General features: G+C 55.8%; 21 protein-coding genes and 2 tRNA genes. 11 read left to right on the top strand and 12 right to left on the bottom strand.

The features are described from left to right. Positions 1-56 precede the first annotated feature (56 nt). A complete protein-coding gene (locus OSH04_RS05405) occupies positions 57-3,614 on the bottom strand; it encodes an indolepyruvate ferredoxin oxidoreductase family protein (RefSeq protein WP_266108079.1) in 3,558 nt (1,185 codons plus the stop codon). Positions 3,615-3,741: 127 nt separating this feature from the next. Between OSH04_RS05405 and OSH04_RS05400 the strand changes: the two genes are divergently transcribed. Next, positions 3,742-4,695 (top strand): LysR family transcriptional regulator, encoded by a 954-nt coding sequence (locus OSH04_RS05400; RefSeq protein ID WP_407066155.1) that lies wholly within the window; start codon positions 3,742-3,744, stop codon positions 4,693-4,695. Positions 4,696-4,701: 6 nt separating this feature from the next. Here the strand turns inward: OSH04_RS05400 and OSH04_RS05395 are convergent, their stop codons facing one another. Next, the gene (locus OSH04_RS05395; protein WP_009457919.1) at positions 4,702-6,003 is read right to left on the bottom strand and encodes a phospholipase A; all 1,302 of its coding nucleotides are present in this window, start codon (positions 6,001-6,003) and stop codon (positions 4,702-4,704) included. Between the two features lie 269 nt (positions 6,004-6,272). On the opposite strand from OSH04_RS05395, the gene OSH04_RS05390 reads away from it, so the two are divergent. The 3 genes from OSH04_RS05390 to OSH04_RS05380 all read left to right on the top strand — a co-directional run bounded on the left by OSH04_RS05390 (position 6,273) and on the right by OSH04_RS05380 (position 8,587). Then, positions 6,273-6,349: transfer RNA gene (locus OSH04_RS05390), tRNA-Arg, on the top strand. 214 nt (positions 6,350-6,563) lie between these two features. Beyond that, positions 6,564-6,872: a DUF485 domain-containing protein gene (locus OSH04_RS05385; protein ID WP_009457917.1), complete on the top strand. Its 309-nt coding sequence runs from the start codon at positions 6,564-6,566 to the stop codon at positions 6,870-6,872. Then, positions 6,869-8,587, top strand: a complete 1,719-nt coding sequence (locus OSH04_RS05380) for a cation acetate symporter (protein ID WP_035270945.1) — start codon at positions 6,869-6,871, stop codon at positions 8,585-8,587. Before OSH04_RS05385 ends, OSH04_RS05380 begins: the two co-directional genes overlap by 4 nt. A gap of 190 nt (positions 8,588-8,777) precedes the next feature. Here OSH04_RS05380 and paaX read toward each other — a convergent pair whose 3' ends face one another. From paaX to OSH04_RS05360, 4 genes are all read right to left on the bottom strand, one after another. Further along, positions 8,778-9,737, bottom strand: coding sequence for a phenylacetic acid degradation operon negative regulatory protein PaaX (gene paaX / locus OSH04_RS05375; protein ID WP_137431306.1), 960 nt, complete (start codon positions 9,735-9,737; stop codon positions 8,778-8,780). Between the two features lie 159 nt (positions 9,738-9,896). Continuing rightward, a complete protein-coding gene (locus tag OSH04_RS05370) occupies positions 9,897-11,366 on the bottom strand; it encodes a phospholipase D-like domain-containing protein (protein WP_026485269.1) in 1,470 nt (489 codons plus the stop codon). A gap of 4 nt (positions 11,367-11,370) precedes the next feature. After that, complete coding sequence (locus tag OSH04_RS05365) at positions 11,371-11,607, bottom strand: hypothetical protein (RefSeq protein ID WP_022983509.1); 237 nt, start codon at positions 11,605-11,607, stop codon at positions 11,371-11,373. A gap of 365 nt (positions 11,608-11,972) precedes the next feature. Beyond that, positions 11,973-12,048, bottom strand: a tRNA-His gene (locus OSH04_RS05360). A 195-nt stretch (positions 12,049-12,243) separates the two neighbouring features. On the opposite strand from OSH04_RS05360, the gene OSH04_RS05355 reads away from it, so the two are divergent. The 6 genes from OSH04_RS05355 (at position 12,244) to OSH04_RS05330 (ending at position 16,930) form a co-directional block, all read left to right on the top strand. Continuing rightward, complete coding sequence (locus OSH04_RS05355) at positions 12,244-12,870, top strand: L-threonylcarbamoyladenylate synthase (RefSeq protein WP_009457902.1); 627 nt, start codon at positions 12,244-12,246, stop codon at positions 12,868-12,870. A gap of 159 nt (positions 12,871-13,029) precedes the next feature. Continuing rightward, positions 13,030-13,680 (top strand): site-2 protease family protein, encoded by a 651-nt coding sequence (locus OSH04_RS05350; protein ID WP_022983510.1) that lies wholly within the window; start codon positions 13,030-13,032, stop codon positions 13,678-13,680. A 79-nt stretch (positions 13,681-13,759) separates the two neighbouring features. Beyond that, entirely contained in the window at positions 13,760-14,665 is a 906-nt protein-coding gene (gene dapA / locus OSH04_RS05345) for a 4-hydroxy-tetrahydrodipicolinate synthase (RefSeq protein ID WP_009457899.1), read from the top strand. Next, the gene (gene bamC, locus OSH04_RS05340) at positions 14,662-15,795 is read left to right on the top strand and encodes an outer membrane protein assembly factor BamC (RefSeq protein WP_009457893.1); all 1,134 of its coding nucleotides are present in this window, start codon (positions 14,662-14,664) and stop codon (positions 15,793-15,795) included. Before dapA ends, bamC begins: the two co-directional genes overlap by 4 nt. Positions 15,796-16,224: 429 nt before the next feature. Beyond that, on the top strand, positions 16,225-16,545 hold the full coding sequence (locus OSH04_RS05335) for a sigma factor-like helix-turn-helix DNA-binding protein (RefSeq protein ID WP_083054060.1): 321 nt from the start codon (positions 16,225-16,227) through the stop codon (positions 16,543-16,545). 10 nt (positions 16,546-16,555) lie between these two features. Continuing rightward, complete coding sequence (locus OSH04_RS05330) at positions 16,556-16,930, top strand: FecR/PupR family sigma factor regulator (RefSeq protein WP_226348567.1); 375 nt, start codon at positions 16,556-16,558, stop codon at positions 16,928-16,930. Between the two features lie 16 nt (positions 16,931-16,946). On the opposite strand, the gene bioD is transcribed toward OSH04_RS05330, so the two are convergent. The 4 genes from bioD to OSH04_RS05310 are packed head-to-tail and all read right to left on the bottom strand — an operon-like array spanning position 16,947 to position 21,342. After that, the gene (gene bioD, locus OSH04_RS05325) at positions 16,947-17,639 is read right to left on the bottom strand and encodes a dethiobiotin synthase (protein WP_266108077.1); all 693 of its coding nucleotides are present in this window, start codon (positions 17,637-17,639) and stop codon (positions 16,947-16,949) included. Then, entirely contained in the window at positions 17,636-18,976 is a 1,341-nt protein-coding gene (bioA, locus tag OSH04_RS05320) for an adenosylmethionine--8-amino-7-oxononanoate transaminase (protein WP_266108076.1), read from the bottom strand. The genes bioD and bioA overlap by 4 nt, the downstream gene beginning before the upstream one ends. A 6-nt stretch (positions 18,977-18,982) precedes the next feature. Then, positions 18,983-20,149, bottom strand: coding sequence for an aminotransferase class I/II-fold pyridoxal phosphate-dependent enzyme (locus OSH04_RS05315; protein WP_266108075.1), 1,167 nt, complete (start codon positions 20,147-20,149; stop codon positions 18,983-18,985). Next, the gene (locus OSH04_RS05310; RefSeq protein ID WP_266108074.1) at positions 20,146-21,342 is read right to left on the bottom strand and encodes a cytochrome P450; all 1,197 of its coding nucleotides are present in this window, start codon (positions 21,340-21,342) and stop codon (positions 20,146-20,148) included. The genes OSH04_RS05315 and OSH04_RS05310 overlap by 4 nt, the downstream gene beginning before the upstream one ends. Before the next feature lie 335 nt (positions 21,343-21,677). Here OSH04_RS05310 and OSH04_RS05305 point away from each other — a divergent pair, with 335 nt between their 5' ends. Continuing rightward, positions 21,678-22,739, top strand: coding sequence for an HNH endonuclease (locus OSH04_RS05305; RefSeq protein ID WP_035270928.1), 1,062 nt, complete (start codon positions 21,678-21,680; stop codon positions 22,737-22,739). A 133-nt stretch (positions 22,740-22,872) separates the two neighbouring features. On the opposite strand, the gene OSH04_RS05300 is transcribed toward OSH04_RS05305, so the two are convergent. Both OSH04_RS05300 and OSH04_RS05295 read right to left on the bottom strand, forming a co-directional pair. Further along, on the bottom strand, positions 22,873-24,117 hold the full coding sequence (locus OSH04_RS05300) for a benzoate/H(+) symporter BenE family transporter (protein WP_035270927.1): 1,245 nt from the start codon (positions 24,115-24,117) through the stop codon (positions 22,873-22,875). A 209-nt stretch (positions 24,118-24,326) separates the two neighbouring features. After that, a complete protein-coding gene (locus OSH04_RS05295; RefSeq protein WP_266108073.1) occupies positions 24,327-24,512 on the bottom strand; it encodes a hypothetical protein in 186 nt (61 codons plus the stop codon). Between the last annotated feature and the right edge of the window lie 105 nt (positions 24,513-24,617).

Raw genomic sequence — 24,617 nt, 5'->3', positions numbered from 1 at the left:
CCGCTAAGGAGGAGTTAAGGGGAGCCAGCCCTGTGTTCCCAGGGCTGGCGATAGGTTTAGGCAACGCGTTGGCTGGGTTCGGTACGAGAACGGAACTGGCTGCGTTGTTGTTCACGCTGGGCGTAGGCTTTGACGTGGCCCGCATCTTTGACATGGCCGTAGCCACGGATCAGATCCGGGTAGTTCAACCAGCGCTGGGCCACTTCCATATTGTCCGCATCCAGGTGGGCGCTGACTTCATTCAGGTCGGCCAGATAGTCCTCAATGTTCTGACGTTCCTGACGGCGTTCCTGGGTGTAGCCAAAGATATCCAGCGCACCACCGCGCAAACCACGCAGACGGGCCAGAATCTTGAACAAGCTGCGGGTCGAAGGGCCAAACTTGCTCTTGACTGGCTGACCCTGGCTGTTCTTGCGACCGAGCAAGGGCGGGGCCAGATGGTATTCAATCTGGTAGTCCTTGCCAGGCTCACCCGCAAACTGGGCACGCAGCTTGTCCAGGAAGGCCGGGTCGGTGTAAAGGCGGGCCACTTCGTACTCGTCCTTGTAGCTCATCAGCTTGGCCAGCTGCGTGGCGGCGATACGAGTCAGGGGTAGAGCCTTGTCCTGATTCAGGCGCGATTCGCGTTCCATGACCTTGTTGATGGCGTCGCGGTAGCGCTTGGCCCAGGCCGGATTCTGATACGCAGTCAGGTGTTCTTCCATGCGCTTGATCAGGGACTGCACACTTTCAGGGAAAGTGACTTCACGGGCTTTGGGTGTCGCACCTTCCATCAAGGCTTCGATACCCTTTTCAGCCGCCAGACGCCCCCACTGGAAGGCTTCACGGTTGGCTTTGACAGCGACGCCGTTCAGTTCGATAGCGCGCAGCAAGCTGTCCATATGCAGCGGAATCCAGCCGCGCTGGAAGGCATAACCCAGCAAGATGGGGTTGGCATAGAGCGCATCGCCCATAACGTGTACGGCCAGGGCATTGGCGTCCAGATAGCGGATTTCCTTACCCACGGCATTTTCAATATCCGTGCAGGCAGTTTGCAGCGGGAATTTCCAGTGCGCATTGCCGATCAGATCCGAAGTCGGGCTAGCTGCGGTGTTGATAATGGTGTGGGTGCGATCGCGGCTGACACGGCTCAGTACATCCGTGGAGGCGCTAACCAGAGCATCACTGCCAATCAGCAAGGAGGCCTCGCCCGTTGGAACGCGGGTGGCATGGAGCAGATCGGGCTGGCGTGCAATTTGCACGTGGCTTAGCACCGCACCACCTTTCTGGGCCAAACCGGCCATATCTAGGACGCTGACCCCTTTTTGCTCGATATGAGCAGCCATACCCAGCAGGCCGCCTACCGTCACAACACCTGTGCCGCCAATACCGGCGATCAAAATACCGTAGGTCTTGTCCAGATCCGGCAGTTTGGGCAAAGGCAGATCGGCCAGATTGAAGGACTCCAGCGAACGGCCCTGAGCTTCCGGCTTGCGTACCTGCGCCCCTTTCAGCGTGACAAAGCTGGGGCAGAAACCGTTAACGCAGGAGAAGTCCTTATTACAGGAGGACTGGTTGATGCGGCGCTTGGAGCCCATAGGGGTGTCCAGAGGCTCAACGGACAAGCAGTTGGATTTGACCGAGCAGTCACCGCAGCCTTCACAGACCGTGTCGTTGATGAAGGCGCGCAGGGCAGGGTCCGGGTAAGTCCCTTTCTTGCGGCGACGGCGTTTTTCCGTGGCGCAGGTCTGGTCGTAGACCAGGATGGTGGTGCCGGGCACTTCGCGCAGCTCGCGCTGTACGCGGTCCAGCTCATCACGGTGATACACAGGCGGGTCGCCAGCCAGGGTCACGCCCTTGAATTTCTCGGGCTCGTCGGTGACCACCACAATCTTGCGAGCGCCCTCGGCATGGACCTGGGCAATGACGTCGGTGACTTTCAAGATCCCGTCTACGGGTTGGCCGCCTGTCATGGCGACGGCATCGTTATACAGAATCTTGTAGGTGATATTGGAGTTGGCTGCGATCGAGGCTCGGATCGCCAAAATTCCCGAATGGAAATACGTGCCATCGCCCAGGTTGGCGAAGACGTGTTTTTCATCGGTAAAGGGTTGTTGGCCAATCCAGGCGACGCCTTCGCCGCCCATATGACTGAAGGTGGAGGTGCTGCGATCCATCCAGACCGTCATGTAGTGACAGCCAATCCCGGCCATGGCGCGCGAGCCTTCGGGCACGCGAGTGGAGGTATTGTGCGGACAGCCCGAACAGAACCAGGGCTTGCGCTCTACGCTGACGCGCGGCATACGGGCTTCGCGGTCCTTGGCATCCAGAATGGCCAGACGGGCCTGGATGCGGGCTTGCAGCTCCTCGGAAATGTCCATGGTGCACAAGCGGCGGGCAATGGCGCGCGCAATAATCGCAGGAGACAGTTCACCTTGAGGAGGGAGTAGCCAGGGCGAGCGCAAGCTGGACCATTCGCCGCCACCGTGTTCGGTCTCGTCAAACTTGCCGTAGACCTTGGGACGTACGTCATCGCGCCAGTTGTACAGCTCTTCTTTCAGTGCATATTCCAGAATCTGGCGTTTTTCTTCCACCACCAGAATTTCGGACAGGCCGGTTGCGAACTGGCGGGCGTCTTGCCCGTCCAGGGGCCAAATACAGCCCACTTTAAATAGTCGGATACCTAGCTCGGCGCATAGCTCGTCGGACAGGCCCAGATCGGCCAGTGCCTGACGGGTATCCAGATAGGCTTTACCCGCCGTCATGATGCCAAAGCGGGCTTCGGGCGAATCAATCTCGACGCGGTTCAATTTGTTGGCGCGCACATAAGCCAGAGCGGCGTACCACTTGTGGTTCATCATGCGGGCTTCTTGCGCCAGTGGCGGGTCTGGCCAGCGGATGTTCAGGCCATCGGCGGGCATGTCCTCGATCTCGGGCAGGACAATGTTCAGGCTGTCCGGGTCCAGATCAACTGAGGCGTTTGACTCCACTACTTCGGTGACGCATTTCAAGGCTACCCACAGGCCGGAGAAACGGCTCATGGCCCAGCCGTGCTGGCCAAAGTCCAGGTATTCCTGCACGTTGGCCGGGTAGAGCACGGGAATACCGGCGGCGGCGAAAACGTGATCGGACTGGTGGGCAACAGTGGAGGATTTGGCACCGTGGTCATCGCCTGCCAGTACCAGCACACCGCCGTGTCGGGCGCTACCAGCCGAGTTGGCATGCTTGAACACGTCCATGGAACGGTCCACGCCAGGGCCCTTGCCGTACCACATGGCAAAGGTGCCGTCGAAACGTGCACTGGGGTACAGATTGGTTTGCTGGCTACCCCAGACGGCGGTAGCGGCCAGATCTTCGTTCAGACCGGGTTTGAACACGATGTCGTGTTCTTTCAGGTGTTTGCTGGCTTGCCACAGAGCCTGGTCTACGCTCCCTAATGGGGAGCCCCGGTAGCCAGAGATGAAGCCTGCTGTATTCAGACCGGCGCGCCGGTCCCGTTCTTTCTGCAGCATGGGCAAGCGCACCAGGGCTTGGGTGCCGCTCATATAGGCGCGGCCCTTGGTGACAGTGTATTTGTCATCCAGGGACACGGATTCCAACATGGCCTTGTAAGGTTTGTTGAGTGGGGCGTTCATGAGTTTGTCTCCTGCAAGAAGGATGGTTTTCGTGCAAGTTGTTGTAGTTTGTTCTTTAGTCTAGGGCAGCTTTTTGTTATCGTAAAATCAAATTTACGTGTACCTGATATCTGAAAAACGGATGGCTATGAAGCACGAAGTGACTCTGAGGCAGTTTCGATATTTCATTGCTGCGGCGGTCAGCGGGCAGTTCTCGGCGGCGGCCCAGGCGGAGAATGTCTCGCAGTCGGCCATCAGTAATGCGGTGCAAAGTCTGGAGCGCCAGCTGAATGTGGCCTTGTTTGAGCGTTTGCCCCACGGTGTGGAGTTAACGCCACAGGGACAGGCGTTCTTTCACCACGCCCATCACGTGATTGATGCCGTCAGCGATGCGCTGAACCATGCAGATTTGCGGCGACAAAATATCGAAGGGCAGATTCGGGTAGCCGCGGGCTATACGGTTCTAGGCTACTTCTTGCCTGATCTGATCAGTCGTTTCAAGCACAGCTATCCGAATATCGACATCGAGCTGGTGGATATGGAGCGCCCCGAAATGGAGGCCGCACTGGAGGGCGAGCGTATCGATCTGGGTGTTGCTATTTTGTCGAATATCACCGATTTGGCCATGTTCGGGCACCATCGCCTGAGCAGTTCCCGCCGGCGCTTATGGGTGTCGGATCAACATGCCCTGGCCAATGAGTCCAGTGTGTCCCTGGAGCAGGTCAACAACTATCCCTACATCTTTCTGACGGTGGACGATGCCGATACGGCGGCCATGCGACATTGGGGTAGCCCCGGCTTTCCGGAGCGTGTCGCTATGCGGACCCGCTCCCTGGAGGCGGTGCGCGGTTTGGTGGCTTATGGCTTTGGGGTGGCAATCTTGTCAGATATGGTTTACCGGCCCTGGTCTCTGGAAGGCAAGCGTATCCATGCCATCGGGATTCATGACCCGGTGGAGTCGGTAGAGGTGGGCTTGTTGTGGCCCAAAGGACGTGAGCCGGAAGGATTGGTGGCCTTGTTTCAGCGCTTTCTGATTCAGGCCTGTGATCATGATATGGCCCGCGCCGGCATGGGAAGCCGACGCGGTGGGGGACTGTTGTAGAAGCGCTTACGGCACCAGCGCCAGACCGATACGGAACTGCGAAGAGCGATCGCGGTAGCCCAGCATGGTTTCCGCATAGCCCGAGAAGTACTGGCCGTAGAGATAGCCATTCATGTTCAAAGGTGTGCGGTTCAGTGGCCAGGCAATCGTGAACTCATGCGTATTGCGGCTGCCCGCGCCCTTGTTGTACATGCCAGACAGTACCAGTCCGTTGTCCTGGGCGTAGCGGACTTTCCAGTCGTAACGGCCACGGTAGTGTGCCCAGTCTGCGTTCTCGCCCATGAACACATAGTGCTTGATGCGTGGGGCAAACGTCAGTGTGGCACCGTGATCAAAGCGGTAATTGAATTCGGGCTGGATGAAGACCTCGTTCATGGAGCGCGAGTCATCACCGGCCTTGCCGTTAGAAGCGTGTTCGTAGCCGGTGGCCAGACCCATGAACAGACGTTTCTGCTCGGATTCCCAGATGGAGTCCTTACGCCAGAAGAAGCTGGGGCGGTAGGTGGTGTCTACAAAAGGCTTGGAGTCGGCATGCAGATCCCACAGGGCTGTTTGCGTATAGCCAATGTAGAAGTGATCGTAGAACTTCGGATTGCTAGGATCATCCGGCGAATGCAGACGGTACTTGAAGCTCAGCTGGAAGCGGGCATTGGTGCCGCCTTTATTGCCGACAATAAAGTAGGTCGGGTCGTGAGCCGAAATCGCGTTGCTGAAGTTCTCGAAACTGGAGTTTGCGGGTTTCAGGCCTTGTCCGTTATTGATGGCTGGCCCTTCGCGTTGTGCTCCGGCCGCGACGGCCTGGGCATAGGGCAGGGCAGGGTCAATGACACGTGGGTCATGGCCAGCACCTGCGTTCACCACAGCGGCGTTTGCCGGTTGCGAGGTAATCGGGCTTTGGCCTTCCGGATTGGTGTCCAGCGCCAACATCACACGCTCGCCTTCAATATTGACGGCTTGCAAGCCGGTCAAACCATTGGGGACCACAGCTCGCCAACTGTAGGCGGTGAAGTTGTTGATGGGGATGGATGCTCGGGGCCGCGGGCTGACCAGCTCGGCCAGGCTGCGGATGACGTTGCCGTTATTGTCGCGCCACTGCAAAACCAGGTTTTGCGGGGCGGTCCAGCTCATCAAGCTGCCTGTGTCGTTGTAGACGATGGCGTCAATATCGACGGTTTCACCAGAACTGGCCTGTACTTGGCGCAACTGATAGCTGATACCTGCCTGTGCGGTATTCAGGACTGCGCTCAAGATAAGAAAGGGGGCCGATAGTATTAAAGAGTGCTTGCTTAGTTTCTTTTTGGTCGGCATGGAGAAAAGTCCAGGAAAACGGGTTAATCCGTACACGACTGTACCATTTGCGACTAAAAATACTACCTATAATTATTTTTCTTACAGTATTGACACTCTGACTAGAGTGCTGCTTATCTAAAACAGATTTTCAGGCTAGAATATTCGATTGTCCTTTTCAGGTCTGTTTTTTTACAAAAAATGGGCCTTGAATTCGGTCCTTATTCCTTACGGTCCGTTATCTCGGACCTTGCATCGCCTGACAGTTTTGACGATGCCACCATCACCTGGCGGGTGTAGCTCAGTTGGATAGAGCACAGGCCTTCTAAGCCTGGGGCCGGGGGTTCGAACCCCTCCACCCGCGCCAACCTTACTCCCTTTTTCTTGCGTGCTTTTCTGCTCCTAGGCATTACCCTGAGCCGATGCATTTAGTAAGTATGGTGTAAGTGTCGGGCTCTAATGTTCACCGCATAGACGTCGGCAGGCGTCTTCATAGCGCCGTTTTCAGCCTTTTCAGGCTGGGCCGGTTCAATAAGATACGCCAGCAAAATAAGGCGTTCAGAACAATGCGGAGACAAACTATGCAAGACCCCCTTGTAGGTCGGATTACGGCCAATCCTCGCTATCAGAATCTGGTCAAGACCCGGTTGCGGCTGGGTTGGATACTCACCATCGTCATGCTGGTGGCTTACTACAGTTACATCGGCATTATTGCTTTCGACAAGGAATTGTTTGCAGAGCGCTTGGGTGATGGCGTCATGACCCTGGGTATTCCTATTGGTTTTGGAGTCATTGTGTTGGCTGTTGTCATTACGGGCATTTATGTCTGGCGCGCCAATACCAAATTTGACCAGATGGCCAAGGACGTCCTTGAGGAGGTGCGTAAATGAAGCATTCCTACCTTCGTTCCGGCCTGGCTCTGGGCCTGATGCTGGCCAGTCCTGCCTTGCTGGCAGCTGGCGGCGATCTGGGCGAGCTGCAAAAGCAGCCGACCAACTGGACCGCCATCGGCATGTTTGCGGTCTTTGTGCTGGCGACCTTGTGGATTACCAAATGGGCGGCTGCCCGCACCAAGTCGGTCTCTGACTTTTACACGGCAGGTGGCGGTATTACAGGCTTTCAAAACGGCCTGGCCATTGCCGGTGACTATATGTCTGCGGCTTCCTTTTTGGGTATTTCGGCGGCGGTGATGATCAACGGCTACGATGGCCTGATCTACTCCATCGGCTTTCTGGTCGGCTGGCCCATCATTACATTCCTGCTGGCAGAAAAGCTGCGTAACCTGGGCAAATTCACCTTTGCTGACGTAGCCGCTTACCGCTTCCGTCAAGGTCCTATCCGCGCCTTTGCCGCCTCGGGCACGCTGGTTGTGGTTCTGTTCTATCTGATCGCACAGATGGTAGGCGCCGGTCAGCTGATCAAGCTGCTGTTTGGTCTGGAGTACTGGGTGGCCGTGGTGCTGGTGGGCGTGTTGATGATGGTCTACGTGCTGTTTGGCGGCATGACAGCCACCACCTGGGTGCAGATCATCAAGGCTGGCCTGCTGCTGTTCGGTGCTTCCTTCATGGCCATCATGGTGCTGGCACAGTATGGTTTTTCGCCAGAAAAACTGTTCGCCGCCGCTGTGCAGGTCAAGACAGATGCCGCTATTGCAGCCGGTAAAGATGCTGTCCAGGCCTCCACAATTGGTCAAGCCATCATGGGCCCCGGCAACTTCATCAAGGACCCTATCAGCGCGATTTCCTTCGGTATGGCTCTGATGTTTGGTACTGCTGGTCTGCCACACATTCTGATGCGTTTCTTTACCGTGCCTGATGCAAAAGAAGCACGTAAATCCGTGTTCTGGGCAACCACCTGGATTGGTTACTTCTACATCCTGACCTTCATTATTGGTTTCGGCGCTATCGTGCTGGTGTCCACCAATCCCCGCTTCCTGGAAGTTGGCGGCGATCTGATTGGCGGTTCTAATATGGCCGCTGTGCACTTGGCTGATGCTGTTGGTGGCGACGTGTTCCTGGGCTTTATGTCGGCAGTGGCGTTTGCCACGATTCTGGCTGTGGTGGCTGGTTTGACGCTCTCCGGTACATCCGCCGTGTCGCACGACCTGTACTCCACGCTGATCAAGAAGGGCGAAGCCACGAACGAGGAAGTCATGCGTGTATCGCGCACTACCACCTTGATCCTGGGTGTGGTTGCCGTGTTGCTGGGTATTATTTTCGAGAAGCAGAACATCGCCTTCATGGTGTCTCTGGCCTTCGCGATTGCTGCCTCGGCTAACTTCCCGGTCCTGTTCCTGTCCATTCTGTGGAAAGGCTGCACGACACGTGGTGCCACGATTGGTGGTTTCCTGGGCTTGATCGTTGCCTTGCTGCTGACTTTGCTCTCGCCTTCGGTGTGGGAAGCTACGCTGGGCAATCCAGCCGGTTCTTCGCCATTCCCTTATGCATCGGCAGCGCTGTTCTCCATGCCTTTGGCTTTCGTGGCGATCTGGTTCTTCTCGATCACTGACCGTAGCCCACGTGCCGAGATCGACCGTGCTGGTTTCGAGGCTCAGTCGGTACGCTCCGAGACAGGTGTGGGTGCAGAGGCAGCGTCTGCGCACTAATCTGCTCTGACAGGCCGGGCTTGTTTGCCCGTGCCTGAGCCTGATTGTTAAGGGCGCAAAAAAACCCGGTGTGATTCAGATCATACCGGGTTTTTTATTTGCCCATACAGCTATTGCGGTCAGTACTGCTGGTCGTGTGCTGCGGATATCAAGCACACAGCAGTCAGTCTCTCTATTCAGGGATTCAGCTTCAGGCCTGAGTCTCGGACGGGACGGGCAGGCCGTCAAAACGCTCGTAGAAGTAGGCGGCGGCCTCCGGTGCCTGTTCATCCTCGGCCCGCAAGGTGGACAGAATATAGCGCTCGGCCTTGCCGCAGACCTGACGGTATACATCCCGGCACAGCTCATAAGCCTGTTTCCCTGCCCAGCCTGCTGGCAGCAGCTCAATAGGCAGTTGAGGGTCGTGCAGCTGAATACGGCGGAACTCGTGAATCAGCAGGGTGCGAATCACAAAGGCCAGCTCGTCGTTATAGTCGTGGCCTGCATCCAGCATGGCCAGAGCGGGCGCAAAGCGCTGGATGAACTGACCGTAGCCGCTGGCCACCTGGGCCAGATCCCAGCTGTCCTGAATCAGTTGGGACAGAGGGCGGGTTTGCGGCAGTTGGGAAGGTTCCAGCTTGCCCACATACACCTGCGACTGCGCCTGTGTCGCCTGCAGGATGTAGTCCAGAATCGTGTGATCCGGGTTGGGGTGCAGGAAAGCCGTGGGTGACAAGGCGCAAAAACCTTCCCACAGCAGTTCCTTGCGCAGGTCTGCCCGTTGCTTGGAGTTCATCATCAAGCTGGGCATGCTGAAGATCAGCGTCCATTGCCCGTCCCAGGCCAGATAGGTCGGGGTGTAGATGCGTTGATACGCGTGTTCGAAGCGCTGGCTGGCTTCGGGACGCAAGGTGTACTGGCTGCGTCGCCCTTCGCGCTGCGCGCTCAGCCAGCCCTCCTCGGCCAGCCTGTACACGCTGGTGCGCACCAGTCGGTCGCTGATCCCGAAGGGGGCCAGCAACTGAATCAAACTGCCTAGCCAAAGTTTGCCGCCATGTGGGCGAATCACGTCGCCAAACAAGGTCATGACCAGGGACTTGGCTCGGGGGGGGCGGTTTTCCAGATGGTGGGCGGCCCATTGGGCCAGGTCGGAATAAGAAAGCTCGGACATTGTTTTTTTAATGGCGCTCAAGTCTGTTTTGGAACGGCACGCCTGTCTGTGTAGACCGTTTAAGCGCTTGATTATAAAGGGTGGGTGCGCAAGCGGATTGAAAGATTGTGCAAGCCAGGGGCTTTCTTGAAGCTTGCAGCAGTTTCAGGTGCGCACACATTACAGATAGGGGCTGGCCAGCCAGATCAGGCGGTTGCGCAAGCGCTTGCCAAAGCCGATTGAACTTAAGGACTCCAGGCTGACGGCTTCGGCGTCCTCAATTTCCAGATCAATCAGGTTCTGGATTTGGCGGGCCGTGTCGCGGCTGTAGATTTCTACGTCCAGCTCGAAGTTCAATCGCAAGCTGCGCGGGTCCAGATTGGACGAACCAATATAAGACCAGACTCCGTCAATCGTCATGAGCTTGGAGTGGTTGAAGGGGCCGCTGGCGCGCCAGACCCGGCAGCCTGCGCGCAGCACCTGATCCAGTTGGGCTGTCATGGCGTAATTGACCAGGCGCAGATTATTTTGCCCGGGGATGACGATATCCACTTGAATGCCGCGTCGGGCGGCGGTGTTCAAGGCACCCAACAGGATCTGATCGGGCAGAAAGTAGGGAGACTGAATACGGATATGGCGCTGGGCAATGGCAAACGCCCCTTGCAGCATATGGTGGGTACTGGCCATGAAACGGTCCGGGCCCGAAGCAATGCAGCGAGCCGGAACGTGAGGTCTGGGGGCGGGCGAGGAACTGGCATGCCAGTAAGCGGGCGATAGATCTTCGCGAGTCGTGAACTGCCAGTCGTGGCGGAAAGAAGCCAGCAATTGCATGACTGCCGGGCCTTCCAGGCGGAAATGGGTGTCTTGAGAGGGCTTGCCGTCGCTGTACTGCGCCATAAAGGACTCACGCAGATTCATGCCGCCGGTAAAACCTACCGTGCCATCCACAATCAGCAATTTGCGGTGACTGCGCAGATTGGCGTAGGGCATGCGCAGAAAGCCCAGGGGGTTGGTCATGAACAAAGCGCAGCGTATGCCTTCGCGGCGCAGCAATCGCACAATGGGCGTACGCGAATATTTAGCGCCAATAGCGTCGACCAGTACGCGAATCTGCACGCCACGTTGATGGGCGCGCGACAGGGCGCTGACAAATTCGCGCCCCAGGCGATCGCTATCGAAGATATAGCTTTGCAAGGCAATGGTGCTGTGGGCCTGATCAATGGCTTCCAGCATGGCAGGATAAGCCTGATCGCCGCCGACCAGAACGCGCACATTATTGCCATTGCGTAATTGGCTGCGGCTGACGCGGTCACCCAGAATTTGCAAAGAGCGAAACGGTGCGCCGACCAGGGCACCAATGTCCGAGACGGGAGGGTGCAGATAGGTGACCTGTTCATAGAACACGTCTGCACTTTGTTCCAGAAGGCTTTGTCTGCGTACGCGGTTGATCCCCGCGATCAGATACAGAAACGGTCCCAATAGGGGCGACATGATGATGACGCCCACCCAGCTGATGGCGGCGCGGACATCATTTTTGGTCATGGCGGCATGAATGGCCGCTGAAGCGCCCAGTATCACGCTGAGCGCCAAGGCTAGATGCGGCCAGTAATCGTGCAGCAGGGAGCGCAGGTGTATCAGATGCTCTTGCATGGGTTCAGGTGCTACGGTTCTTGTCAGGCAGGTCCGGGCGTTGGTAGAGGCTGTGCATCCAGGACGGGTTCGGTTCGCCGCGGGCGGCAAACTGTTGCAGGCGGGAGGGAGAGCGCCATACGCCACCGCCTATGCCAGGCGAGGGCTGGACGCCATACCAGAACCATTGGCCATCTTCATCCTGTGCAAGCCAGTCCCAATTGACGGGTGCTTGATCCCAGCAGGGGAAACCGAGTGTCATCAGCAAACTTCCAGAAAATGGGACAGATTAGAGTATAAGAAAGCGTGGTTTTGTGCCAGTTTCTATTACAGAGGAGGCGGGCTGAAATGCCGGGTGTTTGATGGGGGAGGGGCTTTTGCTGTGCGGGCCTGCCAACTCGAAGGGCTGGGTCGCAGGCGAAAGCCAGGACTGGCCTGGGGTTCACAATCAAACACAGTTTAATGTCCAGCCTGAACTTGCGTGGGGTGTGCGAAGGCGGCAAACTTGTTACGATGAACAAACGCAAAAAAGCCCGCTGCGTGGCGGGCTTTCAAGTATGTTTTTTCCAGTTCCTGGTCTTGTCACCATTTAAGGAGAGTTGCAAAACCTTGGAAGCGGTAAATTTCTGGGGTGACCGATGGGGCTCGAACCCACGACAACCGGAATCACAATCCGGGACTCTACCAACTGAGCTACGGTCACCACTGTTGACTGCTTTTTTGCTTCTGGCCTACATCAAGGTGGGCTGTGAAGTAAAAAATGTATTCTAGCATGCTTTTTTTAAAGAATGCAACACTCGTGCAAGAATACTTCGACCCTGAGTCTTGCTCCGGTCTTGCCGGTTAGAGCGTGACTCAGGTTTAATGATTTCCCCTCGTAATAGCAAGGAAGCGCGAAATGTCTCAATTATTCGTCGTTCATCCCGAAAATCCTCAACCCCGCGCATTGGCTCAAGCAGCCGAACTATTGGCGAAAGGAGGGCTGCTCGCCATTCCTACCGATTCCAGTTATGCCGTTGTCGCTCGCTTGGATGACAAGTCCGCCGCTGACAACCTGCGTCGTTTGCGTGGCTTGGATGATCGTCATCATCTGACCTTGCTGTGTCGTGATCTGGCCGAGATCAGCCACTTTGCCAAAGTGGATAACCCGCAGTATCGCTTGTTGAAGATGGCCACCCCTGGCCCGTGGACGTTCATTTTGGAAGCTACCAAGGAAGTGCCGCGCCGCGTGTCGCACCCTTCGCGCAAAACCATTGGTATTCGGGTGCCCGACCAGAAAGTGGCCCTGGCCCTGATGGAAGAAGTCGGCAGCCCTTTGATTTCCACCACGCTGATTCCTGAGGGCGAAGACGAACCCTTGAACGACGCCCAGGAAATTCTGGACCGTTATGCCCATCAGTTGGCGGCGGTTGTCGATGGTGGACCTTGCCCCTTGCAGGCCACTACTGTGATCGATCTGACCGGCCCTACGCCGGAGGTGTTGCGTCGTGGCTCGGGTGATCCTGCCACTTTGGGCCTGTCCTGATCTGCGGGCTTGCACAAAACTCGCGTCCAGGTGCCTATCCGTGTTTCAATTCTGAACCTTGGGGCAGCACTCGCTGTCCCAATCAGACAGGCTGATGACAGGCGACTTATCGTCTTGAAAAAGTAGGGGATAAGTCCCCGGCCTGGACCAAGGATCACCATGGACTCTTTTATACAGACCTTGACGGTCTATGCTTTACCAGTCATTTTCGGTATTACGCTGCATGAAGCTGCCCACGGCTACGTCGCCCGCATGTTTGGCGACCCGACGGCCATGCTGGCCGGTCGTATCAGCCTGAACCCACTGCGTCATATCGACCCTATCGGCACGATTGTGGTGCCGGCGGTGCTGTTGCTGTCCAGCGCCATGATGGGCATGGGCGGCATTCTGTTTGGCTGGGCTAAACCCGTCCCTGTGGATTGGGGCCGCCTGCGCAATCCCAAGCGCGACATGCTCTGGGTTGCTCTGGCCGGACCGGCCTCCAATATGCTGATGGCTATCTTGTGGGTTCTGTATGCCCATTTGATGGTCAAGATCGGGCAGGGTGACAGCCGCTTCTGGATGGGCATGGCGGTGGCCGGTGTGCAGGTCAACCTGGTTCTGATGGCACTGAATCTGCTGCCTTTGCCGCCTTTGGATGGCGGGCGCATTGTATTTAGTCTATTGCCTAATCGTTTGGCCTATCATTATTCTCGTATCGAGCCTTATGGCATGGTCATTTTGATCCTGCTGATGTTTACCGGCGTACTGTGGACCCTGATGAGTCCCTTGATTGCGCTGGGCGAAGGCATATTGAAATGGTTCTTATGATTTAACGGCTTATCCGTTAAACTTGTGAGTCATATTTTTTTTCGGCTATAGGGCCTTAAACCCGGAGATTCATCTCATCATGGCAAGTTCGGACTCTGCTATTTCCAATTTTCAGGGCAGCATGGTTGCCCTTGTTACACCCATGGATCCCAATGGGGGTCTGGATTTTGCCGCTTACCGAAAGCTGATCGACTGGCACATTCAGGAAGGAACGCGTGTGCTGGTGGTCGTTGGAACCTCGGGCGAATCGCCCACGGTGTCGGTTGATGAGCACGCTGAACTGATCAAGGTAGCCGTTGAACACGCGGCTGGCCGTGTGCCCGTGATTGCCGGTGTGGGTGGCAACTCCACTCGCGAGGCCATCGAACTGTCGCGTCACGCCCAGGAAGTGGGTGCAGACGCCGGTTTGTCGGTGGTGCCTTACTACAACCGTCCTACTCAGGAAGGCATGTACCAGCACTTCCGCGCCATTGCAGAAGCGGTGGATCTGCCGCAGTTCCTATACAACGTGCCGGGTCGTACCGTGGCTGATCTGCAGAACGACACCGTGCTGCGTCTGGCTCAAATCCCCAACATCATCGGTATCAAGGACGCAACGGGCGATCTGGCTCGTGGCGGCTTGCTGCTGCGTGATGCCCCCGAAGATTTCATAGTGGTCAGCGGCGATGATCCTACCGCTGCTTCGTATATCTTGCTGGGCGCCAAAGGCAATATCTCCGTGACGGCCAACGTGGCCCCACGCCTGATGAGCCAGTTGTGCCAGGCCGCTTTGGATATGGACGTACCGACGGTACGCCGTTTGAATGCCTATCTGGCAGGTCTGAACAAGAACCTGTTTGTTGAGGCTAACCCCATCCCCGTGAAATGGGCAGTTGCAGAAATGGGCCTTACTCAGCTGGGATATCGTTTACCATTGACGCCGTTAAATGCACAGCATCACGAGTTGCTGCGTCAATCTTTGAAACTTGCGGATCTTCTTCCATGATTGCAAAGCCAGTTAATAAAAGCCTGATCGGGCTGTCTTTGAGCCTGTTGGTGCTGTCGGGCTGCTCGACGATGGACCAGATTATGGGCCAGGGCGAGTCGGTTAATTACAAGAGTACGGTAGCAGGCGATCCCTTGAGCATTCCGCCGGATCTGACCCAGGCCAACCGCGACGCACATTACCGTGCGCCAGAAGGTGCCACGTCTTACTCGGTCTACTCGCAAGGTCAAACCGCGCAGCAGGCCAAGGGCGGTGCCGATACGATCCTGCCTCAGTCTGATGCCATCAAGGTGATGCGCGATGGCGATCTGCGCTGGCTGGTCGTAGACCGCCCCGTGGAAGACCTGTTCCCCCGCATCGTCGATTTCTGGGGTGAGCATGGTTTTACCATTCAGTCCCAGGATCCCCGTGCCGGCTTGATTCAGACCGACTGGGCTGAAAACCGTGCCAAGATTCCAGAAAGCTGGATACGCAGTGCCTTGGGTTCCATCATTGACCAGGTCTTTGATAGCGGCGAACGTGACCGCTTCCGTACCCGCTTTGAGCGTGTCGGCAACAAAACCGAAATCTATGTGTCCCACCAGCACATGGAAGAAACACCCACGGCAGACGGTTCCGCCTTTAAATGGGTGTTCGCCAAAGAAGATCCAGGTCTGAATGCGGCCATGCTGGCTCGCATGATGGTCTTCCTGGGCTCGGATATTGAAACAGCACGTGAACAAGTAGCCAACGCTTCCAAGGATCCTTCCAGCGTTCAGGTCCAGGCGTCGGACAAGGGCGATCAGGCTGAGTTGATGCTGAACGAGTCCTTTGATCGTGCATGGCGTCGTGTTGGCGTAGCCATCGACTCCGCCGGTTTCTCGGTTGAGGATCGTGACCGTTCCGCTGGCGAGTTCTTCATCCGCTATCTGGATTCGGATACCGGCGAGAAGATCGAGCAGCAAAACATCATTGGCCGCATCTTCGGCAGCCGCAACACCGCCGAAGCCACGCCCTTCCGCATCAAGCTGAGCGCCCAAGGTGCTGGCACTCGCGTAACGGTGCTGGATCAGCAAGGTCAGGAGCAGACCACGCCGACAGCCAAGCGCATCATCAATGTGCTGTCTACCAATCTGCGCCCCGGCAACTGATTATTTTGAGTCGGCCTGCGGGCCGTCTGGAAAAAGCCCTGGTTTCATGCCAGGGCTTTTTTTATGCACTAGCTCCGTTCTGAGTTACTTTGGCTCTCTTTCTCTTGTCGAAGAGGAGCCAACAGGGGCCAGGAGTCTGGCGAGGTCAGCGCGATTAGCGTTGGCTTTCCCTTTACAGAAGAAGAGGTCGTTGAGAGCATTTCCTGAAAGGACACAGTCTCTTTTTCAGGCTACGCTGCGCTCTGTTTGTAGCGCCTGGATTGCGGTGCTCCCTGAAATGGTGCAAAGCCTTTCTTTGGCAGAGACTTGAGAGGGGCCATCTTTTATTTTGTGAGCAGAGTTAATCTTTCTTGAGCAGGGCTGGACTTTCTCTAAAACTGTAAAGATAATAGGAACCATTATCATTTAATGTGTTTTAGGGAGTGGCCCATGCTGAAATCGTTTTGCCGTAACGGTTTAAGTTTTTGCCTGCGTATGCTGCGTGGCACACAAGCCTCTGCTCACGCTCCTTCAGAACCGGGTGCTCGTATGCTGGCCATGATCGAGGCCTTGCCTCGTCGTCGTCGTGAAGCCTTTGTGCTGCATCGCTTCGAGGGCCTGAACTACAAAGAAATTGCGACACGCATGGGCACCAGCCCTCAAGTGGTTGAGCACTATATCCGCATGGCCATGTTGGCGTGCCGCCATAATCCGGCACCGCTCAATCGGGCGGACGGGGCAGTGCCGCGTCCGGCTGGTTCGTATGTCTAAGGACGAACACATGCAGCACATTGATGAGCAGGCCTTGAGCTGGCTGCTCAAACAGCACGACCACAAACATCAGAACGATGCCCGCAGCCAGTCTGCTTTCCGGGCCTGGTTGTCCATTGATCCCGAGCATCAGGCCGCCTTCTTGCGCTGGAAGCTGGAGTGGGAAGCCATGGATGGAATCAGCGAGGAGCATCTGAGTCGTTTGCGTGCAAACTCCCGGCAAGCCGCAGGCGCGGCAGGGTTGGGGACATGGCGTCAACGTTTGCTAAATAGCTGTTTGGACGCCTGGTCCACCAACCCGGCCTTGCGCTTTGCCTTGGGTGGCGCCGTGTGTCTACTGCTAGGCGTGGCGTTTCTGGGGAGTGTAGGTAGCTACTTTCTATAAGCCTTGTGCAAAGCGCCTAGTTCTTATCTCCCCATGGCGAGCGTAAATATTGCGCAGCTTGCTGGATACGCTCATCCAGTGTTGTGGCTTCCAATCTGGGAATGACACCCAGGCAAGGGCTCGGCAGATAGTCATGCAGCGTTTGCAGGTTCTCCTGGGCATAATTCATCTCCGGCGCTATGTGGTTGGCGACCCAGCCCAGCAAGTTCAAGCCGCTGGCGCGTATGGCTTGAGCCGTCAGCAAAGCGTGATTCAAGGCACCCAAACGTAGACCGATAACCAGCACCACAGGTAGTTGCAAGGCTTGTGCTAAATCTACGCCTGTCCGCCCTTGCCCCAAGGGCAGCATGAAGCCTCCTACTCCTTCAACGATTGCATAATCGGCCTGCTTCGCCACTGTTTGAATCGTTTTTTTGATCAGAGCCGGGTCTATTTCGATTCCTGCTTGTTCAGCCAGAATATGGGGTGCCGCAGCGGGCTTAAACAAGTACGGTGTCAGGGTTTCGGGAGCGAGCTTCAGGCTGGAATGCCGCGCCAGTGCATCCACATCTTCGTTCTGTAAACGTCCTTCTACCTCTACGGCCCCCGAAGCAATGGGTTTGATGCCGAGCGTGCGTGCGCCGCTTTGGCTTAGTAAATGAAGTAAAGCCGAGCTGACCAGCGTTTTGCCAATTTCCGTATCGGTGCCCGTCACAAAGCAGGCCCTCATGCGTATTCCTTCAGCAGCTGAGCCAGACCATTCAGCAAATGCTCCACCTCTTTTGTGCCCCAGAGATAGCCGGGCATCAGGTACACCGTATTGCCGATAGGGCGTAGCATCAGTCCCTGTTGCAAAGCAGAGCGGTAAAAGCGCCGGGCAAAGCCCTGGTGATTGTAGCGAGCTGGGCCCGTGTCCAGATCAAAGGCCCAGATTACCCCGCAGCGGCGCAGATGCTGCATCTTGGGATAGTGCCGGTTCAGTCTATGCAAACCTTCATCAAGTGCTTGTCCCAGCGTTTTTTGCAGCTCGTAGACGGGGTATTGCTGGAACAAGTCCAGCGTGGCCAGCGCGGCTCGGCAGGCCAGGGGATTGCCGGTATAAGAATGGGAATGCAGAAAGCCCCTGCGCAAGTCCTGGTCATAAAACCCTTGATAAATCGAGGGGCTGGATAGCACTACGGACAAGGGCAGCGTGCCGCCGGTAATTCCCTTGGACAAGCACAGCAGATCAGGCCAGATACCGGCCTGCTCGCAGGCAAAGAACGTGCCGGTACGGCCGCAACCCACGGCAATCTCGTCCAGAATCAAATGCACCTGATAGCGGTCACACAGCTCGCGCACGCCGCGTAGATAATCGGGGGAGTGCATGTGCATGCCAGCCGCACATTGCACTAGCGGCTCCAGAATGACGGCGGCAATGTCCTGATGATCATCCAGAATCTGCTCCAGCGAGTGCAGTGCGTTTTCGGTGACCTGCGTGTGTTCGTCCGGGCTAGTGGCTTGACGCAGATCGGGGCTGGCTGCGGTGTATTGCTGGCCCAGCTGTGTGCCGTAGTTTTCCCGAAACAAGGGCACATCGGTCACGGCCAGAGCACCCAGTGTTTCGCCGTGGTATCCCTGCGCGATGCCTACAAAGCGCTGTTTGTGTTCCTGGCCTTGATTGCGCCAGTAATGCACGCTCAGTTTCAGGGCAATCTCAACCGCGGAAGCACCGTCGCTGGCATAAAAAGCATGGCCTAAACGATGGCTGCTCAAGGCGGCCAATCGTTCGGAAAGCTGCACAACCGGCTCATGGGTCAGTCCGCAGAGCATGATGTGATCCAGTTGCTGAACCTGATCGCTAATGGCTTGCACCAGATGCGGGTGGCTATGGCCAAACAGATTCACCCACCAGGAGCTGATGGCGTCCAGATAGGCGTTGCCGTCGGCATCATGAAGCCAGGCGCCTTGGGCGCGTTTGATTGCCAGTAGCGGCACGCCTTGATCGTGATGCTGCATTTGAGTGCAAGGATGCCAGACCGCTTGCAGGCTGCGTTGGGCCAAAGGGGGAAAGGAGTTTGAGTTCATGGCAAATCACCGTAAAGAGTGGGCGGCTTCATGTAGTGCCTGGACTAGTTTTTCAATGTCCTGTTGCCGGTGGGCGGCAGACAGGGATATGCGTAATCGGGCTTGATGGCGGGGAACGGTAGGCGGGCGTATGGCCGGTGCCCAAATACCTTTTTGCAGGAGGGTTTCGGCCAGTTGCAAAGCAGGTTCTACCTCGCCAATCAACAGGCTTTGCACGGGCGTATCGGAGGGAGCTAGACGCCAGGGCAGATCCTGGCTCAAGGTTTGCAGCGTCTGGATATGCTCTTTCAACAAGGTCCGCTGGGGCTGGGCTTGTTTGATCAGCTGCAGACAGGCCAGCAAGGACGCACAATGCGCCGGGGCCAAGCCGGTGCTGTACACATAACTGCGGGCGGATTGCGTGAACCAGTCGGCCAGCTTGTGGGAGCAGGCAATAAATGCACCGCCTTGACCAGCCGCCTTGCCAAAAGTCCCCAGGTAAATAAGACGCCGACGCTGTGTGGTCGTGAGCTGGAATAGCTCAGGCGCTCCACGTCCGTTTTCACCCAAAATTCCCAGGCCATGTGCATCGTCCAGATACAGCAAAGCATCGTGGCGTTCGCATAAGGCGATCAGCTCATCGACCGGGGCAATCGTGCCGTCCATGCTGAACAGGCTGTCCGAGATTACCAGCTTGAAGCCCGGCGCTGGCCTGCCGAGCAAATCATCCAGCCGTGCCATATCCCTATGGGGATACACACGTAAACGAGCGCCGGATAGGCGGCTGGCATCAATCAGGCTGGCGTGGTTAAGCCTGTCACAAAAGATCGTGTCGCCCGTTCCGACCAGCGCGGGAATCACGCCCAGGCTGGCTTGATAACCGCTGACAAAAAGACGGCTGGCCTCGAAGCCACTCCATTCTGCCAGCTCCTGCTCCAGTGCTTGAGCCAGCGCATGATGCCCACAAATCAGGGGGGATGCCGTCGCTCCGGCGACGTCTTGTGCTTCTAGCCGTTTGAGTTGTGGATGCTGACTAAGGCCCAGATAGTCATTGCTGGCGAAATTCAGCAAGACCTGGCCATTGCGTTCGATATGGGCGTTTGGCAAGGGGCGGCTGATTGCTCTTTGGCGCCACAGTTTCCTGGTCTTCAAAGTTTCCAGTTGTTGATCCAGATGAACGAGAAAAGCACTCATGACTGTGCCGCCCGGTATTGAACCGGCAAGCGGTTCCAGCCCCGATAGGCGGGGAGCCGAATACGCTCACCTTGCGTCCATTGCAGGCGAGGGAGCAAAGGCAGGAATTGCTCAAGTACGAGCTTGGCTTCCAGCTGCACCAAACCGGCTCCCAGGCAATGATGAATTCCGTGTCCCATGGATAGCTCGGCCTGATTGTTGCGGCTGAAGTCCAGATCGTCGGGATTGGCAAACACCGCCGGATCGCGGTTGGCAGCGCCCAAGAGCAAAAGCAGCAACTGCCCCTTGCGCAAATGCTGACCATGCCAGTGCTGGTCATGCATTAAACGTCTGGCTGTGTACTGAATCGGGCTGTCGTGACGCAGCACCTCTTTGATCGCGGCAGGAATTTTCTGCGGATTCGATAGCAAGTCCTGCAGCGTTGTGGAGTTGGCCAGCAGTGTTTGAAACAGGGAGCTAAGCAGATGCCGGGAGGTTTCATAGCCTGCAAAGAGCAACATACAGGACTGTGCCAAGCGCTCGCGCCTGCCTTGAAGGGAAAGCTGCTCATCATGCAAAAGCCGCCAGGCCAACCCGCCTTCTTGCAGATTGGCACTGTTGCCTAGAAAGTCAGCCATATCCAGCAAGGCGTCCTGAGTGCTTCTTAGCAAAGGCATATCCGGCGTGGCTTGTCCGATAAAACCTGCCAGTTGCTCTGACCAGGCCTGAAAAACAGACAAAGGCAGGTGCTGCAAACCGAGCACGTCCATCATGACCAAGGCGGGGAGCGGGCGACAGACCTCATCAACCAGATCCGCAGATCCGTGCCGCAGCTTGGCTTTTAACTCCAGGTGGATGTGCGCAACGCGCTTTTCAATCGTGCTGTGCAGGGTTTCCAAAGCCTTCGCACTAAAAGCCGCATTCACTACTCGTCTGACGCGTGTGTGACGGGGGCGGTCCAGAAAGACCAGTGTCCTGGCCATCAAGGCCTTGAAGGCTTGCAAACGAGGGGAAGGATCAGCGCCAGCCTGGGCCACCCACCCGCCAACACGCCGCACGCTTAAATCGGGATTGCGCAGGGCAGCTTGTACATCGCTGTGCCTATGAACTAACCACGCCCCACCGCAGAAATCCGCATCCCAAACCAAAGGCGGCCCCTGACGAAGACGGGCATAAGCCGCATAGGGTGACGCAAGATCGAAATCGCCAAACATGACACCGTTTCCTGAAGATCAAAGCCAGCGCAGGCTAGCACTTGAGCGTGGAAGAGGCAGTCAATAGATTGTGTCTATTAATTCTTACAGGGTTTTTTGCAGGAGGTAGAGGGAGGATGGGATAAGAAGGGGTGTGTTGAGCTATGGATTGTGTCTATTTTTTACAATAAAGTGTGGGCTGAGATTAAAGCTATGTACCTGGAATTTTTTGGGAGTGTTTAGTACCGGATGCGTTCGCAGTCTGAAAATGGGAGAAGAGGATGTGAGGTGCTAGATGCTCTAATGTTGTAATCCCTAATAAAAATATGGTTTTTTGCTGTCAGCACGGAGATGTAATGACGCCTATTGAGGAAGCTCGCCTTTATATTCGAAATAATGTTCTTATTCCCGCACGAGAGCATCCCTTACTGGATGAAAAAATAAAGAATAAAGTGCGTAGCGTAGATATCTGGGTGGAGCGATTTGAGAGAGTCGGAGACCTGCTGAGCTATTTAAATCGGTTTCGAATTGGCTCTAATGATCCCGTCTATCAAGCCTTGCATGGACAAGGCCTAAAGACTTTTGAGGATATTGTTCCTGAGTTTGAAAAACGTTTTTCGTTTTGGGCTCACGATCGAGTGCGGCCTTCGGATTTTATTGTTGGCACGCAATATAGCTCTCATCAGATACTGATTTTTGCGCGTAACTACGATACGCGTGCTGGAGGGATGTTCGTTTTGACCTCAGATGGAGTTCCGTCTGCAGTGATCATCAAAGCGACCTTATCTGGAGGGCAATACGCCAATCAATGGATACAGGAGCCTTCTAGACTTAAATACTATTTAAAAAGTATCAGCGGGAAATTTAGTGAGAAGTTCAAAGCTAATGCATCGATCATTAGTAATCCCAATATCCCGATTCTTACCTTTGTAAGGCGTGGGGGAAAAGATTTATTCAGTTATCAAGGTGTTTTTAAATACGTGGGTTTGGTTGGAGAAGCTGATGGGTCTAAGTGGTTTGATCTGGCTAAAGACGACGAGAGGGCAGAGGTCGTAGAAGACTCCACGTATACAAAACAGGAGTTAGCTAAGCAGGTGGAGGTTGCGCGTCGCTCCACGCCTGAGCAACGTAAAGCACGACTCAGAAGTGCAAGTAAAAAACCTTCGAGAATATGGGTCTTATCTGCAGAGTTCAGGCGTAATCCTGATGTGGTGGCAGAGGTCTTAGAGCGAGCATCGGGGACCTGTGAGGCGTGTAAAGAGCCAGCCCCATTCAAGCGAAAATCAGACGGCACGCCTTACTTAGAGGTGCATCATAGGATTCAGTTGGCGCATGGAGGAGATGATACCGTTGAGAACGCGATCGCTCTATGCCCGAACTGTCATAGAAAAGCGCACTTTGGCCCTGGGTTAGATTGAGTTGGATAAGCAGTGATTACGTTCTTCGTGTTGTTAATGAAGACAGCTTGATCACTGCCGAATAGCAGCTTTTTGTTTTTCTTGGTAAGAAAAAAGCTGTGTGAGACCGCACAGCTTTTTTAGAGATCTAGACTTAACGAGCATTGGTGCCAATAGGTAAACCTTCTGTTGGCACATCCTTTTTCTGCCGCTGCGGCAACTTCCCATTCAAAATAAAGTACGCCAGCAGACCGATCACCAGGCCCCAGAAAGCCCCGCCAATCCCGAACAGGGTGATATTGGCGGCTGATGCCAAAAAGGTAATCAAGGCTGCTTCACGCGATTTGACGTCTGCCATGGCTCCCGCCAGGCTGCCGCCGATGGTGCCCAGCAAAGCCAATCCCGCCAGCGTGGTGATAAAGCTCGCAGGGAAGGCCATGAACACAGCGGCCAGGGTTACTCCAAAAACGCCAACCAGAATGTAGAACACACCGGCGGCAATCCCGGCAACCCAGCGTTTGGAAGGATCCTGGTGCGCCTCTGGCCCGGTGCAGATAGCGGCGGTAATGGCGGCTACGTTCATGGCATGGGAGCCAAAGGGAGCCATGATCAGCGAACCCAGTCCTGTCACCCAGACAATCGGGTTGGCACTGGTACGAAAACCGTCGTTACGCAGGACCAGCATGCCGGGCATGTATTGGCCGGTCAGCGTGATCAGGAATAAGGGCAAGGCGACGCTTAGCAAGGCATTCAGGGTGAATACTGGCATGGTGAATACCGGCGCGGCCAGTTCCAGTTTCAGACCACTCAGGTCTACGCGATGCTCCAGCAGCAGAAAGCTCAGGCCCAGGATCAGAATGCCTACCACTGCGTAGCGTGCGGAAAAGCGTTTGATGATCAGGTAGGCCAGAATCAGCAGACCTGCCAGTTTCGGGTCCAGTGTCATGCTGCCAAATGCGCCAATGCCAAATTGCAGCAGAATGCCAGCCAGCAGACCGGCAGCGATGCCGTTGGGGATCAGACGGATCAGGCGCTCGAAGTAGGAGGACAGGCCCAGGACCACAAAGGCCGCTGCCGAGATCAGGTAGGCGCCGACGGCTTCTTCATATGGCGTGGTGGCCAGAGCCGTAACCAGAAATGCAGCGGCGGGCGTGGACCAGGCGGTGATGATGGGTTCGCGCGAAACCCAGCTCAAGAGCAAACCGGTAACACCCACACCAATGGAAATTGACCAGACCCAGGAGGCGGTCAGCTCAGGGCTGAGGCCGGCTACTTTGGCGGCCTGGAAAACCAGAATAAAGGTGCCGCCGTAGTTGACGATGACCGAGATCAGACCGGCCACGATAGGCGGGATCAGGTCGCTGACTAGAGAGGATGAGGTCGATCGGGAGGTAGACATAGTGCTCTGCGCTTTCCAAAAGGAGAGATGACAAACGAGCACTATTTATAGCGATTAAATGGACTGGCCAGATAGGACGCTTTGTGAATGTAGGGCAGACCACTTTTGAGTTGGGTAGGTGCCTGACTAGATTGAGTGGGGTGGCTACGTGATTTTGAATGTGGCCCGAGCTGGATTGAAGCTCGGCTGCAAAGCCACTAATGGTGGCTTTATGACGGATTGCTCGTCTTGTGAATCGCGTTGTTCATGATAGTGCTTTTTCTTGCTGGATGGCGTGAATAATACTGTGGCAACTGCAACTGCAACTGCAACTGCAACTGCAACTGCAACTGCAACTGCAACTGCAACTGCAACTGCAACTGCAACTGCAACTGCAACTGCAACTGCAACTGCAACTGCAACTGCAACCGGCAAATGTATCGGTTTTTCGATTCCTGAGGTGTTAGCTATAAAAAAGCGAAGCAGCCTGCAAGCTGCCCCGCTTCTTTTCTGAACTCGCC

Source organism: Alcaligenes nematophilus (assembly GCF_026344155.1).
Lineage (GTDB): Bacteria > Pseudomonadota > Gammaproteobacteria > Burkholderiales > Burkholderiaceae_B > Alcaligenes > Alcaligenes phenolicus.
Note: the sequence above shows the minus strand (reverse complement) of the source record. Positions and strands in the feature narration are given on the sequence as shown.